The organism is Pantoea sp. R13S299, from assembly GCF_048515925.1.
Lineage (GTDB): Bacteria > Pseudomonadota > Gammaproteobacteria > Enterobacterales > Enterobacteriaceae > Pantoea.
Window position 1 is genome coordinate 1,718,394 of sequence record NZ_JBLYEF010000001.1, and the last position, 15,805, is coordinate 1,734,198.

12 protein-coding genes and 2 pseudogenes are annotated in these 15,805 nt (G+C 54.7%); 7 read left to right on the forward strand and 7 right to left on the reverse strand.

What is annotated here, in order from left to right; translation table 11 throughout:
- Positions 1 to 193: 193 nt before the first annotated feature.
- Positions 194 to 1,216: an LLM class flavin-dependent oxidoreductase gene (locus tag ACN1CO_RS08355; protein WP_136198062.1), complete on the reverse strand. Its 1,023-nt coding sequence runs from the start codon at positions 1,214 to 1,216 to the stop codon at positions 194 to 196.
- Between the two features lie 208 nt (positions 1,217 to 1,424).
- On the opposite strand from ACN1CO_RS08355, the gene ACN1CO_RS08360 reads away from it, so the two are divergent.
- From ACN1CO_RS08360 to ACN1CO_RS08375, 4 genes are all read left to right on the forward strand, one after another.
- Positions 1,425 to 2,387, forward strand: a complete 963-nt coding sequence (locus tag ACN1CO_RS08360; protein ID WP_419139001.1) for a fatty acid desaturase — start codon at positions 1,425 to 1,427, stop codon at positions 2,385 to 2,387.
- Positions 2,380 to 3,153, forward strand: a complete 774-nt coding sequence (locus ACN1CO_RS08365) for a phosphate/phosphite/phosphonate ABC transporter substrate-binding protein (RefSeq protein ID WP_419138575.1) — start codon at positions 2,380 to 2,382, stop codon at positions 3,151 to 3,153. The genes ACN1CO_RS08360 and ACN1CO_RS08365 overlap by 8 nt, the downstream gene beginning before the upstream one ends.
- A gap of 180 nt (positions 3,154 to 3,333) precedes the next feature.
- Positions 3,334 to 4,248 (forward strand): ketopantoate reductase family protein, encoded by a 915-nt coding sequence (locus tag ACN1CO_RS08370; protein WP_419138576.1) that lies wholly within the window; start codon positions 3,334 to 3,336, stop codon positions 4,246 to 4,248.
- Positions 4,249 to 4,374: 126 nt separating this feature from the next.
- Positions 4,375 to 5,436 (forward strand): LacI family DNA-binding transcriptional regulator, encoded by a 1,062-nt coding sequence (locus ACN1CO_RS08375; protein WP_419138577.1) that lies wholly within the window; start codon positions 4,375 to 4,377, stop codon positions 5,434 to 5,436.
- Between the two features lie 86 nt (positions 5,437 to 5,522).
- Here the strand turns inward: ACN1CO_RS08375 and tmaR are convergent, their stop codons facing one another.
- From tmaR to dacD, 3 genes are all read right to left on the reverse strand, one after another.
- The gene (gene tmaR / locus ACN1CO_RS08380) at positions 5,523 to 5,849 is read right to left on the reverse strand and encodes a PTS system regulator TmaR (RefSeq protein ID WP_004571340.1); all 327 of its coding nucleotides are present in this window, start codon (positions 5,847 to 5,849) and stop codon (positions 5,523 to 5,525) included.
- Between the two features lie 160 nt (positions 5,850 to 6,009).
- Positions 6,010 to 7,068 carry an FUSC family protein gene (locus tag ACN1CO_RS08385; protein ID WP_090959708.1) on the reverse strand — a complete coding sequence of 353 codons (1,059 nt, stop codon included), beginning with the start codon at positions 7,066 to 7,068 and terminating at the stop codon, positions 6,010 to 6,012.
- Between the two features lie 252 nt (positions 7,069 to 7,320).
- On the reverse strand, positions 7,321 to 8,484 hold the full coding sequence (gene dacD / locus ACN1CO_RS08390) for a serine-type D-Ala-D-Ala carboxypeptidase DacD (protein WP_419138578.1): 1,164 nt from the start codon (positions 8,482 to 8,484) through the stop codon (positions 7,321 to 7,323).
- A 307-nt stretch (positions 8,485 to 8,791) separates the two neighbouring features.
- Here dacD and ACN1CO_RS08395 point away from each other — a divergent pair.
- Positions 8,792 to 9,298 (forward strand): annotated as a pseudogene (locus tag ACN1CO_RS08395) (DUF2778 domain-containing protein).
- Positions 9,299 to 9,576: 278 nt separating this feature from the next.
- Here ACN1CO_RS08395 and ACN1CO_RS08400 read toward each other — a convergent pair.
- The gene (locus ACN1CO_RS08400; protein ID WP_419138579.1) at positions 9,577 to 10,062 is read right to left on the reverse strand and encodes an Hcp family type VI secretion system effector; all 486 of its coding nucleotides are present in this window, start codon (positions 10,060 to 10,062) and stop codon (positions 9,577 to 9,579) included.
- A gap of 681 nt (positions 10,063 to 10,743) precedes the next feature.
- Between ACN1CO_RS08400 and sbcB the strand changes: the two genes are divergently transcribed.
- Together sbcB and ACN1CO_RS08410 are read left to right on the forward strand one after the other, a co-directional pair.
- Entirely contained in the window at positions 10,744 to 12,171 is a 1,428-nt protein-coding gene (sbcB, locus tag ACN1CO_RS08405) for an exodeoxyribonuclease I (RefSeq protein ID WP_419138580.1), read from the forward strand.
- A 3-nt stretch (positions 12,172 to 12,174) separates the two neighbouring features.
- Positions 12,175 to 12,405 (forward strand): annotated as a pseudogene (locus ACN1CO_RS08410) (DeoR family transcriptional regulator); the annotation flags it as partial.
- A 49-nt stretch (positions 12,406 to 12,454) separates the two neighbouring features.
- Here ACN1CO_RS08410 and ACN1CO_RS08415 read toward each other — a convergent pair.
- Entirely contained in the window at positions 12,455 to 13,813 is a 1,359-nt protein-coding gene (locus tag ACN1CO_RS08415; RefSeq protein WP_419138581.1) for an APC family permease, read from the reverse strand.
- A 404-nt stretch (positions 13,814 to 14,217) separates the two neighbouring features.
- Positions 14,218 to 15,633 carry a glutamine synthetase family protein gene (locus tag ACN1CO_RS08420; RefSeq protein ID WP_419138582.1) on the reverse strand — a complete coding sequence of 472 codons (1,416 nt, stop codon included), beginning with the start codon at positions 15,631 to 15,633 and terminating at the stop codon, positions 14,218 to 14,220.
- Positions 15,634 to 15,805 lie beyond the last annotated feature (172 nt).

A 15,805-nucleotide genomic window follows, 5' to 3' on the forward strand; every position in this document is an offset into this window, starting at 1 on the left:
GGGCGTCGGAAAATAATTAAGCGCAGTGCACTGTCAGGCCAGAAATGGCTCGCCGGAGATCAACTCAGGGAGGATAAAGCAGAAGAAAACAGGGAGTGAAGAAACGCGTTTGCAGGAGACATTGCCCTGAACGCGCACCCTCTGCGCGTCAGGACAATCAAACTGCGCCCTGTTTTGCAGGGCGCTCTGTGACTTAACGCCAGCCGAGTTCCGGGGCAACATACTTCAGAATCGCCTCAATCACATGGGCGTTATAGGCGACGCCGAGCTGATTAGGCACGGTGAGCAGCAGCGTGTCCGCTTCGGCAATCGCCTCATCCTGCGCCAGTTGCTTAATCAACGCTTCAGGCTCTGCGGCATAGCTGCGGCCAAAGATGGCGCGGGTTTTCTCATCGAGGAAACCCACAGAATCCTGGTCGTTGCCGCTGCGGCCAAAGTAGGCGCGGTCCATATCATTCACCAGCGCAAAGATGCTGCGACTGACGGAGACGCGTGGCGCATGCTGATGCCCCGCCGCTTTCCAGGCCTCGCGATAGGCGCGGATCTGTTTCGCCTGCTGAATGTGGAACGGCTCGCCGGTTTCATCATCTTTCAGGGTTGAACTTTGCAGGTTCATGCCCATTTTTGCTGCCCATTCTGCGGTAGCGTTGGAGCCGGAGCCCCACCAGATACGGTCACGCAGGCCTTCAGAGAGCGGCTCAGGGCGCAGCAGACCCGGCGGGTTCGGGAACATCGGCTGTGGATTCGGCTTAGCAAAGCCTTCGCCGCGCAGCACTTCCAGAAACTCTTCGGTGTGACGACGCCCCATATCCGCATCGCTTTCACCCGCTTTCGGTTCAAAGCCAAAGTAGCGCCAGCCATCGATCACCTGCTCCGGTGAACCGCGGCTCAGACCCAGTTGCAGGCGACCGTTGGAGATGAGGTCTGCTGAACTGGCGTCTTCCACCATGTAGAGCGGATTTTCATAGCGCATGTCGATAACACCGGTGCCGATCTCAATCGTTTTGGTGCGCGCTGCCACGGCAGCCAGCAGCGGAAACGGCGAGCTGAGCTGGCGGGCAAAATGGTGGACGCGGAAGTAAGCGCCATCTGCGCCCAGCTCTTCGGCGGCGACCGCTAAGTCGATCGATTGCAGTAATACATCCTGCGCTGTGCGTGTGGCGGACTGTGACGAAGGCGTCCAGTGACCAAAAGATAAGAAGCCAATATTTTTCATCTGTATTTCTCCTGACAGGCGCTAAACGCCTGTGGGCTATAGGCGATTTTTGATAGGGAAAGGTTACGCCCTCCGCGCGGCGACTGATAGTGAATATCTTTAAGCGCCATGTTCAGGATTTTCGACATAGCTAAGCAGATTATCTACTTTGTCTTTGATCGCCCTTTCTTTCACTCTCAAGACTCTTGCTTCCGCTGTCAGGTGAATGATGCACAACGGCTATCTCTCTTTACAGCAGCGCGCCTGGCTGAAACAACGCGCGCGCGGCTGGCTCTGGCGCAGCGAACTGCCGACCTGGCTGCTGATGGGCGTGATTTACGGCGGCTGGTTCTCAGTGATGCTTAACTGGCAGACGCTGGGACGACTGCCCGCTACCCTGCTGCTGATCGTCTTTACCACCTGGTATATGTCACTGCAGCACGAGCTGATCCATGGCCATCCCACGCGCTGGCCGCGAATGAACCAGCTGTTCGGCACCCTGCCGCTGGCGGTCTGGTATCCGTACGGGCTCTATCGCGATTCTCATCTGGCCCACCATTACAATCACACCCTGACCGAGCCGGAAGAAGATCCGGAAACGTACTATTTTTCCGCTGCACGCTGGGCACAGTTGCCGCGCTGGCAGCAGCAACTGGTTCATCTGCGTAACACCTTTCCGGGCCGTTTGCTGCTCGGCCCGCTACTGGATATCGCGTCGACCATTGGCGGGATGTGGCAGGCGTTGCGCCGTGGCGATCGCCCTGCGACGGGCATGTGGCTGCTGCATGGCGCGCTGCTGGCTCTGCTGTTTTACTGGATGGCGGGGCTTGGGTTTTCACCGCTGTGGTATCTGCTGGCGGTAAGTTATCCGGCGCTGGCGCTGACCAAGATACGTTCTTTTTACGAGCATCGTGCGGCGGACGATCCGCTGGCGCGTTCGGTGAATAATGAAGCGGCCTGGCCGTGGCGCATCCTGTTCCTGAATCTGAACTACCATTCAGTGCATCACGATCTGCCTGGCGTTCCGTGGTATGGCCTGCGCCTGCTCTACCTGCGCGACCGCGATCAATACTATCAGCGCAACCACGGTTTTCGGGTGGCGGGCTATCGGATCTGGCTGCGTCAGTTCTGGGCCAGACCGGTTGGCGTCAATGTCCATCCGGGCCGCTCAGTGGAGAAAAAGCATGAATAACCTGCTCGCTTTGCCAATGTATGCGATTCATCCGCCCGCCACAGAGGCGCTGATGCAGGCAATGGTTGCCCTGCTGGCGCAGCACAGCATCGCCGCGCAGCCGGTCTGGCCTGACGATCTGCTGGCACACTGGCAGGATGACCGACTGCTGCTGAGCCAGACCTGCGGCTATCCGCTGGTCAGCCAGCTGCCTTCGGTGCAGCTGGTCGGCACCTTTCACTATCAGGCACCCGGCTGCAGCGGTCGCGATTATCGCAGCTGGCTGGTGGCACGGGATAAACAGGCAACGCTCGCCGATTTCAACGGTCAGCGGGCAGTGGCGAACAGCCTGGATTCTCACTCCGGTTATAACGCGCTGCGTCTGGTGGCCGCACTTCAGGGCGTGACGTTTTCGCAGCTGTTGCTGAGCGGCGGACACCGTCAGTCGCTGGCGGCGCTGCGTGATTCACAGGCGGATATCGCGGCGATCGACTGTGTCAGCTGGGCGCTGCTGGCGCGCTATGCGCCTGAAGAACTGCGCGGCCTGCATATCATCGGTGAGACGTCAGCCGCACCCGGATTGCCACTGATTACGGCAGCCTCAACATCAGCGACGCTGCTTGCGACGTTACGCACGGCGCTGCATCAGTTGGTGAGCGACTCCGCTTTTCGTGCCGTCTGCGACGACAACCTGATCGGCGGATTCAGCCCGGTACAGCGGGACGATTATCAGGGCGTGCTGGCGTGGGAACAGCAGGCCGCCGCGCTGGGCATCACCCGGCTGTAATATCCTGCTCCATTTCAATCCTCTGAACGGGAAAATCTGATTTCTCAGCATCATCAGCCCCCTGCTCACGCTTTCCCGGCTTGCTATTTCATGCTCCCCGCTATGCTTCAACCGCGCCTGAGGCTGGTAAGCCCGGTCACGGCGTTTTAATGTAGAGGTTTTCAGCAGAGGGAGAGTGGGATGCGCATTCTGATGGCAGGTGCCGGCGCGACTGGCGGATATTTTTGTGCAAGACTGGCTCAGGCGGGTCAGGACGTGACCTTTCTGGTCCGTGAACGGCGTTATCAGCAGCTTCAGGCCAATGGACTGGTATTGCAGACGCCCAAAGGCACGGAAAAGTTACAGCCGCAACTGACCCAGGCAAGCACTCTGACGGGCCACTATGATCTGATCATCGTGACGGTAAAGAGCTTCGCACTCGATCAGGTGATGGATGACATTACGCCTGCGGTCGGCCCGGACACGCTAATCATGCCGATTCTCAACGGAATGCGGCACATCGCGACGCTGCAACAGCGTTTCGGCGAAGATAAGGTGATTGGCGGCCTGTGCAAAATCAACGCCACGCTGGGCGACAAGGGCGAAGTGATCCAGATGACGCCACTGCATCAGCTGTTATACGGCGCGCTGGACGGCAACAACGATGCGCGGCTACATCGGGTTGATGCGGCGCTGCGCGATTGTCAGGTTGATACCCTGTTCAGCGATAACATTATGGATGAGCTGTGGGAGAAGTGGCTGCTGCTGAGCACGCTCGGCGCCGTCTGCTGCCTGGCGCGCGGTAATACCCAGCAGATCCTGACCTCGCGCGGTGGCGAAGCGCTGTTACAGGGAATTTTTGCGGAGATTCTTTCCGTCATTACTGCCGAAGGCTATCAGCCGCGCCCGGCGGTCACCGCCCGCATTTTTGAGCTGTTAAACAATCCGGCGACGCCGATGACCTCTTCCATGTACCGCGATCTCACCCAGGGCTTTGATATTGAAGCCGATCAGGTGATAGGCGATCTGCTGCTGCGGGCGAAACGGAATGGTCTTGCCACACCGTTGCTGAACGCAGTGGATGTGAATCTGCAGGTCTATCTGCAACAGCGTTAATAACGGCCGACTGCGCTGCTCGGGTGCGGCAATAGCCCCGGCAGCGTGGCGGTGAAAGTGTGGTTGGCAGCAGCAGCGCAGCAGGAAAATTTGCTACACTCGTCGCTTCATATACTGGAGAGTTCAATGACTTCCCGCTCCGTGACCCTCGATGATGTCGCTCAACTGGCCGGCGTCTCATATCAAACCGTTTCACGTGTTTTAAATCGTTCTGAACAGGTGTCAGCCCGCACGCGGGAAAGGGTTGAGGCGGCGATGCAGCAGCTCAATTATGTGCCCAACCGGGTGGCGCAGCAGCTCGCGGGCAAGGCCACGCGCACGCTGGGTCTCGCCACCAGCGATCTGGCGCTGATGGCACCGGCGCAGATCGCCTCGGCGATTCAGCAGCGTGCTGCGAGTGCGGGCTATCATCTGGTGATCGCCATGGACAGCGGTAACGATGCGGCCGCTACCGTCAATGAACTGTTGGCACAGCGGGTCGACGGGCTGCTGATTAACCTGCCGCTGGATAAGGATGAGGCGCAACAGATCCAGTTGCTGTGTGGCAGCAAACCGGTGCTGTTTCTGGATGTCGAACCGCAGGCCGCGGTGGCCCAGTGCCAGTATCCAAATGAGTCTGGCGCGCGTGCCGCCGTAGAACATCTGTTGGCGCTGGGCCATCGTCAGATTGGCCTGTTAAATGGCCCGCAGCGCTCGGTGTCAGCCCGTCAGCGTGAACATGCCTGGCGTCAGGCGCTGGCCGATCATCAGTTAACGCCGCACTGTTCCCTGCGCGGCGACTGGAGCGCGCAGTCGGGTTACCAGGCGCTGCTGGCGCAGTTGCCCGACGACCTGCCGCAGGCGCTGCTGGTGGCGAACGATCAGATGGCGCTGGGTGCGATGCGGGCGCTGCATCAGTATGGCGTGGCGATTCCGGGTGAGATCTCGGTGATTGGTTATGACGATACCGCCGAGAGCGCGTGGTATCAGCCGCCGCTGACCACGGTGCGGCAGGATTTACACTTTCTTGGCGCGCAGAGCGTCGAGCGGATGCTGGCCCGGCTTCAGGATGAAGAGGCTTCCCACATCGCGCTGGAAACCACGCTGGTGATCCGCGAGACCACCGCCCCACCGGCTGATAAGCAGGTTGATTTAGTGGCGCTGTCACAGCAGTTACAGGGGATTGCCCGCAGGCTGGCGGGCAAATAACGACGCGCTGATAAGGGCAATAAAAAACCCGCTCCACCAGAGTGGAAGCGGGTTCGTAAGGCGCGTAAGCGCCCGGCTATATGCGCTTACGCTTTCGGGTGTTCGCCCACGCCCATCGCTTTGATCTTTTTAGACAGCTCGCGACGCTCTTTAGACAGGTCGGCGTTTTTGATGATGTACTCATCCACGCGATCTTCGTAATCCACACGCATGCTGGCGATGATTTCCTGAATAGCCTCAACGCTCATGCCCGGTTTGATATATTCGCTCAGGTTGTCGAGCAGCAGAACGCGCTTCTGGTTGTCGCGAATTTTCTTCTCGTTGTCGACGATTTCACGCTGCAGTTTGTTTTTGCGGCGGAACATACGCACGAACTCCAGTACGTCCTGAAATGACTGCTTGGCATTTTCCATGATGGCACCTTTCTTTGAGCCTGCTGACGCAGGGAGAGAGTCAAAACGATCAGCTTAGCGGCTAGCCCGCCAGGTAAGCAATTTTCACAGCTAAATTCAGACTGGCTCTTATCTTAGCGCAAAGAAACCCGGTTTCACATTAAGTCATTGTCTGAGGTGATTATTTGCGCAGCGCCATGCGCATCAGATCGGTCATCCGCTCCAGCTGTTTCGCCAGCTCCAGCGTCAGCCAGACGTAGCCGTAGATTGGCGTTTCCTCGAGTCCGTCGCTGCCCGCGTCGGCGATCAGCCGCCGCAGTTCGCCGCTGATTTCGGTCAGCTCATGGCTGTTGGCAATCACCTCTTCCGTTTCCCCTTCAATCGCCATCACCGACAGCGCCCGCAGCGTGTTCTCGGTCATTTGCTGAGTGCGACGAAGTGCGGGCGCATTGAGCATAATCAGATGGCTCTCGCGCGATGCCCACCAGGCATTAATCTGCATCTCAATGGTGTTAACCATATTACGGTTAATGGTCTGAATGGCTTCAAGGACCGACTTCGGAATGCGCGTCTCTTTGCTCGACGGCTCCAGCAGCGCACGCATCTTAATCACGCTGCTCAGCAATTTGCTCAGCGGTTTGTTGAGACGCGGCTTTTCAACCAGGTTGGGCGAGAAACCGGCGTGATAGATCTTCGCCATCTCCGCCAGCGCATCAGAGAGCTGAATGCGCCAGTGGGTGTACGCACGCTGCGCCCAGATGGCGGTAAACAGCAGCGCCATCAGCGATCCCAGAATCACATCACCCCCACGCCACAGCGCCATGGTGAAATCGCCGGTTGGCGCCCCCACCACGACGCTCAGCGTAATCCCGATCAACAGCGCCATATACGGGTGTTTGCCCAGTGTCAGGTAGCCGCTAATCACCATGATGATGCCGCACCAGACCAGCATTATTGGCATCGAGATTAACTCCAGCTTCAGGGCAATCAGACCGGAAATGGACCCCGCCACCGTGCCGCTGATGCGCTGCAGCGCACGCGGAAAGACATTCCCCCAGGTGGAGATCGGCCCCATCACCACCACCAGCGTAATCAGCGGCCAGGTCCCTTCCGGGATATCGGTCGCCCGGACAAAAATAAAGCAGAGGATGAAGGCGATGGCGATGCGCACGCCGTGTACGGAGCGGTAATGGCGATAAAACCAGAATTCCAGTTTTGATATGGGCTTATCAGGACGCAAAGTGACTTTCCGGTTGCGGGAACATAATGAGGCTATCTTAACCCTGAACGCGGCTCAGGCTTAGCACGGGCGGGATATTTCAAACGGTTTTGACGTTCGCTTACAATTATCAACATCCGTCTCACATAACTGCCCGGAAGTTAAAAACAACTGACTACGGCTCTGTAACCTTTTCCGGTACCCGGTCACAAGGCAGCAATGTGAAAACGGGCAGCCCGCAGGCTACCCGTTTTAGTGCTGACAATCGGCTAATCAGAACTTCTGTTTGAGATAATCCGTCAGGCGGGTAATGACACCGGCCGGTTCAACCGCACTCAGCGCCACCAGCGGATAGTGAGCAATCTGCTGATCTTTATCCATCACCTGAATTTCACCAATCACTTCGTTGGCTTTCAGCGGCGCTTCCAGATCTTTGCGATCGATAACGTACTTCGCCTTCACGTTCTGCACTTCACTGCGCGGCAGCGACAGATAAACATCTTCTGCGGTTCCGACATCGACCTGATGAGGATTACCGTACCAGACGTTTTCGGTACCAATCTTCTTACCGGCATGGAACAGCTGAACGGTATCAAAGGTGTTCTGGCCCCAGACCAGCAGTTTACGCGCCTGCTCTTCACGGCCTTTCGAGCTTTTACCGCCCATGACGACGGCGATCAGGCGGTGCTTGCCCACCACATTCGAGGCAATGATGTTGAAGCCTGCGGTCTCAGTGTGACCGGTTTTCAGCCCATCGACGTGAAGATTATTGTCCCACAGCAGACCATTGCGGTTGTTCTGAGTGATGCCGTTCCAGGTCAGGGTCTTCTCACTGTACATGGCATAAAAGTCAGGCTCACCATCGATAATGGCACGCGACAGTTTCGCCATATCCAGCGCACTGGAGAACTGACCCGGCGCATCCAGACCATGCACGGTTTCAAAATGGGTGTTCTGCAGGCCGAGCTTCTCAACGTAGTGATTCATCATGCCGACGAAGTTCGCTTCGCCGCCCGCCACGTAATCAGCCAGCGCAACGCAGGCGTCGTTACCGGAATCGATGATGACGCCACGGCTTAAATCCCGGACGCTGAGCTTATCGCCTGGCTTCAGGAACATCAGCGAGGAGCCTTTGAACACTGGATTACCCGCTCCCCAGGCATCTTTTCCGACCGTGACCATGTCGTCGCGGCTGATTTTCTTCTGGTCAATGGCGCGATCGACCACGTAGCCAGTCATCAGTTTGGTCAGGCTGGCGGGATTGCGTCGTTCATCGGGATTGCCTGCAGTCAGCACCTGCCCGGTGGTGGCATCCATCAGCACCCAGGAAGCGGCATCAATCGCCGGAGGCGTCACAGGAAAGGGGATCGCATCAGCCTGTGCCAGCGAGGCCCAGAAAACAGTAACGGTAACGGTGAACAGCAGACGCCTTTTCAACACTTCATCCTTAATTGCACGGGAGAGAAAATTTCTAAAAACGAAACGGAAACAGCCGCACGTTTTACGGCAAAAGCGTTGTGAAGGTTTGAATAAATTGAAAAAAAGTATGAACTGAGATGAGATATTTCGAGAACACATCAAACGTTGTCATGCGTAATCGAAAGCGGTAGTCATCTGATTGTTTACAAAGTATGCATATAACCTTATTTTATGTGCGGTCAATTGACCAGCCTTTTGCTGGCAGTTTTTCATGGAATGACACGCGATTTGTTGATTTATCAATCGGGCTTAAGGAAGAGGCAATATGGCTTTGCATGGAAAGTTTGAACTCAATGATGCTGATTATTCACCACTGACTTTTCCTGGTGTAGGTACTTTTCTGGCGTTCTCCGGTGATGGGGCCTGCCGTAATCACGTGACCTGTGGGGCTATCCCAACTCAGGGGCCAGTGCCAGCAGGCTTGTACTGGATTGTTGATCGTCCAGAGGGAAGCACATTCAATCAGGTCAGAGCAATAATGGGTGATACCTTCAATCGCACTTTTAAAGGTGCGGTTTTTTCGCACAGTGAATGGTTTGCTTTATTTCCTGACAACTGAGGCAATGTGAAAGATAGTCTATGGATTGAGGGGGTAAGTCGTGGCGGATTTCGGCTTCATCCTGGTCAGTTATCTGAAGGGTGCATTACTCTGGCGCATAACACTGACTTTGGTCTGCTTCGAAACGCGTTATTAAGAACCACAAAAACACCTGTAACCTGTATGAAGAACATGATGGCGTATGGCACTATCAAGGTGATCACAAATGGCTAAGATAGCTCTGAAAGCGCTAAAGATTTTTTATTTCTGTATTTTACTCATGACTGTCACCCATTTATATCATCCATACTATTACTCAATAATTAGCTTAAACTCAGCCTCAAAAATATCAGAGTATTTCAATGGTCATGCTTTTCCTGAAGAAACAGATGATGTTTACTTTTACATTAATTTCTTTATAACGATTTCTGGTACGATAATATTTTACATTGCTACAACAGAATTGATCTCTTTTCTCTGGAAGAAAAGGCGGAGTTGATCCGCCTTAAAATTCAGCTTCTGACATTCCAGTCATCGGTGAACTGCACATTACCGTCAACATAACGCCATGTGATTTTATCGTACAGTAAAGAGACGCTCTCTACATGATTGATTGCGTCATTACTTTGCCGTTTAGTATTGGGCATTGCCGGATTCACACCGGTAACCTTGACGTTTTCAGCTGTCATCACAAAGTAGCACTCTTCCTGTCCCGAGTAGTTTATGCGGTACCAGCGAATTTCAGCGCTTTTAAGGGTTTGCCCTTTAGCAACCGCTCTATAAAGATACGGACTCGATGAATCGAACTCTTTTTCCAGTAACATGGGAGAGTGTGAACGCGTGCCGGTTATTTTACCGTTGGCACTGTCAACAGGGATATTGAGACCGTGACTGAAACCAATTATTTCTATACTGCCCTCTCTGTCCTTAACATCGACAGAACCTTTAATGTCGCTACCGCCATCATCTTTAAGCCATAAATAAGCCGGAATTGGCATAATAAAACTCCTTTTTCATTAAGTGCAGCGGCATACTATAACCACTCATTGTAAATTTCCATATCGAACCGGCCAATTCGTTATTTAAATTTCAACACAGTGGATTGGGGCTGAAACTAACATAACAACCAAAACTTAATAATGGTGTTAACTTACTGTACTCAGTAATATTAAACGCAGATGTTCTCACATTATGTCCACATTCGTTTTCAGACTTTATTTTTTCATGAATTTTGAAGCCACTCGCAAAATCTTTAGGATAATCGGGTTCACTAAGTTCCTTGCTGCTTGTATCAACTCAACACGCAAAATGATTAACCAGAAAATAAAAACCTTTAACTTATTGTTATTAATGAAATTAGTTATCATTTTGGGATGATTAAGACCATAAAAAAAATTAATTCCGTGAAATATGAAAGCACAATTCCGGTCTGGCAAGATTGCTTACTGCGGGAGCCCACGAGACAGGATACTTTGAAGGCGAGGCAGGACATGGTTTACCATGTGTCAGGCCAGATGTTGCTCCGGACCGCTATAATCTTCCCTGTGCAACCATTCGGGCACTACATTCGCAGACACAATGAACAAAATTAACCCTGCGTGTAATCAGATTCAGAGCGAACAGAAAGCCGTGGGCTTTCTGTTCATAAAGTCAGTGAACGCAATGAACGGATATGAAATTTGAATAACGACCGCGTACAGCCCACTTTCCTCTTTCACGATTACGAGACGTTCGGCACCAGCCCGTCTCGTGACCGGCCCGCCCAGTTTGCCGGCCTGCGCACCGACAGTGAGTTCAATCCGGTCGGCGAGCCAGAGGTGTTCTACTGCCGTCCGCCAGATGACTATCTGCCTCAGCCCGAAGCGGTGATGATTACCGGCATTACTCCGCAGATCGCGATGAGTCGCGGTGTGATCGAAGCAGAGTTCGCCGAACGCATCCATGCGCTGTTCACCAAAGAGCAAACCTGTGTGGTGGGCTACAACAACGTGCGTTTCGATGATGAAGTGACGCGCAATATCTTCTATCGCAACTTTTACGATCCCTATGGCTGGGCCTGGCAAAACGGCAACTCACGCTGGGACCTGCTCGATGTGATGCGTGCCTGCTATGCGTTGCGGCCCGAAGGGATCAACTGGCCGGAGAATGAAGAAGGCTTTCCCAGCTTCCGGCTTGAGCATCTGACTAAAGCCAATGGCGTGTCCCACGAAAATGCACACGATGCGATGTCCGATGTATACGCCACGCTGGCGATGGCGAAGCTGGTCAAAGAGAAGCAGCCGAAACTGTTTGAGTTTTTGTTTACCCATCGTAACAAAAACAAGCTGATGAACCTGATCGACATCCCGCAGATGAAACCGCTGGTCCATGTCTCCGGCATGTTCGGTGCCGCGCGCGGTAACACCAGCTGGATCGTACCACTCGCGTGGCATCCCGATAACCGCAATGCGCTGATCGTGGTCGATCTCGCGGGCGATATGTCGCCGCTGCTGCAACTGGATGCCGACACGTTGCGTGAGCGTCTTTACACGCCGAAAAACGATCTCGGCGATCTGTCCCCGGTGCCGGTCAAACTGGTGCATATCAATAAGTGTCCGGTGCTGGCGCCTGCCAGTACGCTGCGCCCGGAAGATGCTGCCCGGCTGGGCATTGACCGTCAGCACTGTCTGGCGAATCTGGCGCTGCTGCGTCAGCAGCCCGACGTGCGCGAAAAACTGGTCACGCTGTTTGCCGAAGCAGAGCCGTTTACGCCATCAGATGACGTTGACACGCAACTCTATGATGGATTCTTCAGTGATGCCGACCGCGCCGGAATGAATATCATCCGCCAGACTGCGCCAGCCAATCTGCCTGCGCTGGACCTGAGCTTTGAGAGTGCGCGCGTGGCGAAACTCCTGTTCCGCTACCGGGCGCGTAACTTCCCCGGCACGCTGGATGATGCCGAGCAGCAACGCTGGTTGCAGCATCGCCGTGAAGTGCTGAATGCTGAGCGGGTGCAGGCGTTTATGCAGGAGCTGGAAGGACTGGCGAATCTGCATGAAGCGGATGCAGAAAAGGTTGGGCAGCTGAAAGCGCTCTATCTCTATGCGCAGGAGCTGGTCTCCTGAATCCCGCAAGGCTTGTTTACGCCGGATGAAGATAAGGTGATGGTGAAGCAGGCGGTGAATGAGGTGAGCAGTAAGCGGGTGCTGCTGAGTGACCGTTCGAAGTACAACAGGATCGCGACGTTTCTGGCATTACCGCTGGAGAGGTTTGATGTGGTAGTGACCGACAAAAAGCGGAGTGATGCAGGGCGAGAGTTGTTAGATTCGGGTAGCTGGGAGCGGGTGCTGGCCAGTTAAAACGTTGCCGCCTTGCCGGAAGACCGGAAAGGCGGCAACGTGAGCGCGATTACACTTCTTCGCTGAACTGCGGCACCGGATTACGGAAGCTGCGGGTTACGAACGCCAGGTAGATAATCCCGATGGCGGCCCAGATCAGGCCCAGCTCCATAGAACTCTCTTCCAGGTTTACCCACAGCGCACCGACCGTCAGTGCACCCAGCAGCGGCAGCAGCAGATACTGAACGTGATCTTTCAGCGTACGGTTACGCTTCTCACGGACCCAGAACTGCGCGATCACCGACAGGTTAACGAAGGTAAACGCGACCAGCGCACCAAAGTTAATCAGCGCGGTGGCTGTTACCAGGTCAAAGTTAATCGCCATCAGCGCAATCGCACCGACCAGCAGCACGTTAAGTGACGGAGTACGCCATTTTGGATGGATGTAACCGAAGAAACGCTCCGGGAACACGCCATCACGACCCATCACATACATCAGACGTGATACGCCAGCGTGCGCTGCCATACCGGATGCCAGCACTGTGACCACCGAGAAGATCAGGATGCCGACCTGCAACGCTTTACCGGCCACGAACAGCATGATTTCCGGCTGTGAGGAGTCCGGATGCTGGAAGCGCGTGATGTCCGGGAAGTAAAGCTGCAGGAAGTAAGATGCGGCGATAAAGATCACACCACCAATCAGCGCAGTCAGGAAAATGGCACGCGGAATGGTGCGTTCTGCATCTTTGGTCTCTTCCGACAGCGAACTGATGCCATCAAAGCCGAGGAACGAGAAGCAGAGAATCGTCGCACCGGTAATCATCGGCACCACATGCGCATTCTCAGACCAGAATGGACGGCTGCTCACCAGCGTGCCGGAACCGACGCCGCTTGCCACACCGTAGATCACCATCGCGGTAATCCCGAGCATGACAACGACCTGCAGCACCACAATCACACTGTTGAAGTTGGCGACGGTTTTGATGCCCTTGAGGTTAGAGAGCGTCATAAAGCCGACCAGCAACACTACGAAAATCCACGACGGGATGCCCGGCACCAGCGATTCGAAATAGTTTTTAGCCAGCAGGATGTTGATCATCGGCATGAACAGGTAGTCCAGCAGAGATGACCAGCCGACCATAAAGCCGACGTGCGGACTGATCGCCTTCTGAGCGTAGGTATAAGCGGAGCCCGCAGAGGGGAAGCGGCGTACCAGCTTACCGTAACTCACGGCAGTGAACAGAATCGCAATCAGCGCGAAAGCATAAGCGGTGGCGACGTGACCTTCGGTCAGCCCGGAAACGATGCCAAAGGTATCGAACAGGGTCATAGGCTGCATGTAGGCTAAGCCCATCATGACGACCGGAAGTAACGTAAGTGTTTTTTTGAGTTGCGCACGCTGCGGTGCGGCGGAGGTATTAAGCGACATGCTTCAGTCCCCCATGTGCGACAACCTGGCTGGGTTGGGTCACAGGGCAACTGCGCATTAAGCGACAGGGAGTAAGGTTAGCGGTTAACGCGGCGCCGTAGTCATCACGAAAACGCGTACCAGCATTGGCTGGCAGAGTGAAAAACATCCCCATCTTTGTCATCCTCAATCTCACGCTAACGCGTGTTTTCAGTGTTTATCTATCCGGGTGCGTGCCCGGCCTCGGTTAAGTCAGCAAAAAACGCTCTAATAAAACTGGATGCAAAAAAATAACCGGCGCGTGAAGCGTCGGTTATCATCTGATTTTGCAGGCCGCGTATTCTGCCCTAAGCCGTGGCAGAAATACAAGCCATCGGGGCATGTTATGCAAAAAAAGCGCACGCAACTGCCGGAAAACAGGCGTTTCAGGCGTTTTTCAGCATCCAGTCGATTTCCGTAGAGGTAATCAGCCGTTCAAACTGCATCAGTTCATAATGTTTGCAGCTGTGCCAGACCCTGGCAAAACGTTCGCCCAGTAACTTCTGCAACGGATAGCTGCTGTCAAACTCATACAGCGCATCGCTCTGACGAATCGGCAGTGCAAGCCCTTCGGCATGATGACCGTTGCCGGTGACCGGATGCGGTAAAGGCAACTGGGTATCCAGCCCGTGCAGCATCCCGGCCAGGATAGCCGACACCACCAGATAAGGGTTGGCATCTGCACCCGCCACGCGATACTCAATACGATGGTTATCGATATCACCACACGGCACGCGCAGTGCAACGGTCCGGTTGTTATGGCCCCACGAGGCCTGCAACGGCACATAGGCCTCCGGGACAAAGCGGCGATAGGCATTTACGTTGGGTGCCAGCAGCGCCATTGAAGCCGGCATCAGGTCGATCATGCCGGCCAGCGCGCGTTTCATCATCGGCGAATCACTGCCGTCATCGCAGGCGAACGCATTATGGTCGGCGGCATCCAGCATGCTGATATGTACATGCATCCCGCTGCCCGCGTACTCCTCATACGGCTTCGCCATAAACGTGGCGGTCATACCGTGATTTTCTGCCACCTGACGAATCAGCCGCTTCAACTGCACTGCGTGGTCACAGGCGCGCAGCACGTCGCGGGTATGATGCAGGTTAATTTCAAACTGTCCGGGCGAGGCTTCTGCCAGCGCACCATCGGCCGGGATGCCCTGCTGACGTGCCAGATCGTCGATGTCGCGCAGTACATCGGCGAAGTGATCGAGGTTATCCACCGAGTAAACCTGGCTCTGCATATTGCGTTCATCACTGCCGGGGGAACATGGCGGCTGGATAAAGCCTTCAGCATCGCGCTTTTTGTCCACCAGATAGAACTCCAGCTCTACCGCTACCACCGGGAACAGACCTCGGTTACGCAGCTGTTGCCACAGCCGGTTAAGGACATTTCGGGGTTCAACGTCAAAGGGAGTGCCATCTTGGTTGCACATGGTCAATAGCAGCTGCGCAATGTGTTGAGGGTCAGAAGCAGAGGGAACTAAGGTACCGGAGACAGGCAGGCAGAGATTATCGGGTTCGCCCAGTGACTGGCCGAGTCCCGCGTCTTCTACCGTGTTGCCGAGGATATCCATGGCGAACACAGAGGCGGGGAAATAACACCCTTTTTCGAGCTTAAGCAGCGCAGAGACCGGAATGCGCTTACCGCGGAACACACCATTCAAATCATTTAACAGGATGTCGACATACTGCGTTTCAGGATGGCGCTCCAGCCAGGCTTTCACCTCATGCTGGAACGCGCTGGTTCGTTTCTCTTCACTGTGAAGCATAAAGTCTTCGACTTCTACCAGGTTAGTCATGATCTCACCCGCCCCTATTAGGTTTGCGTAATGCTCAAAATAACAGCCACACCACTAACATAGCGCCAACATAAAAAGTGTGCAAATGTAACAAATCTGTTTGAAGAACCACCAGCAGATTGCTAGATTGAAAAAATATTGCACACTTAACCGCCAGACGTGCCCTTTCGGT

Excerpts from the sequence above, each read along its gene's own strand:
- ACN1CO_RS08355 (WP_136198062.1), bottom strand. The coding sequence starts at position 1,216 with ATGAAAAATATTGGCTTCTTATCTTTTGGTCACTGGACGCCTTCGTCA.
- ACN1CO_RS08360 (WP_419139001.1), top strand. The coding sequence starts at position 1,425 with ATGCACAACGGCTATCTCTCTTTACAGCAGCGCGCCTGGCTGAAACAA.
- ACN1CO_RS08365 (WP_419138575.1), top strand. The coding sequence starts at position 2,380 with ATGAATAACCTGCTCGCTTTGCCAATGTATGCGATTCATCCGCCCGCC.
- ACN1CO_RS08370 (WP_419138576.1), top strand. The coding sequence starts at position 3,334 with ATGCGCATTCTGATGGCAGGTGCCGGCGCGACTGGCGGATATTTTTGT.
- ACN1CO_RS08375 (WP_419138577.1), top strand. The coding sequence starts at position 4,375 with ATGACTTCCCGCTCCGTGACCCTCGATGATGTCGCTCAACTGGCCGGC.
- tmaR (WP_004571340.1), bottom strand. The coding sequence starts at position 5,849 with ATGGAAAATGCCAAGCAGTCATTTCAGGACGTACTGGAGTTCGTGCGT.
- ACN1CO_RS08400 (WP_419138579.1), bottom strand. The coding sequence starts at position 10,062 with ATGCCAATTCCGGCTTATTTATGGCTTAAAGATGATGGCGGTAGCGAC.
- ACN1CO_RS08415 (WP_419138581.1), bottom strand. The coding sequence starts at position 13,813 with ATGTCGCTTAATACCTCCGCCGCACCGCAGCGTGCGCAACTCAAAAAA.
- ACN1CO_RS08420 (WP_419138582.1), bottom strand. The coding sequence starts at position 15,633 with ATGACTAACCTGGTAGAAGTCGAAGACTTTATGCTTCACAGTGAAGAG.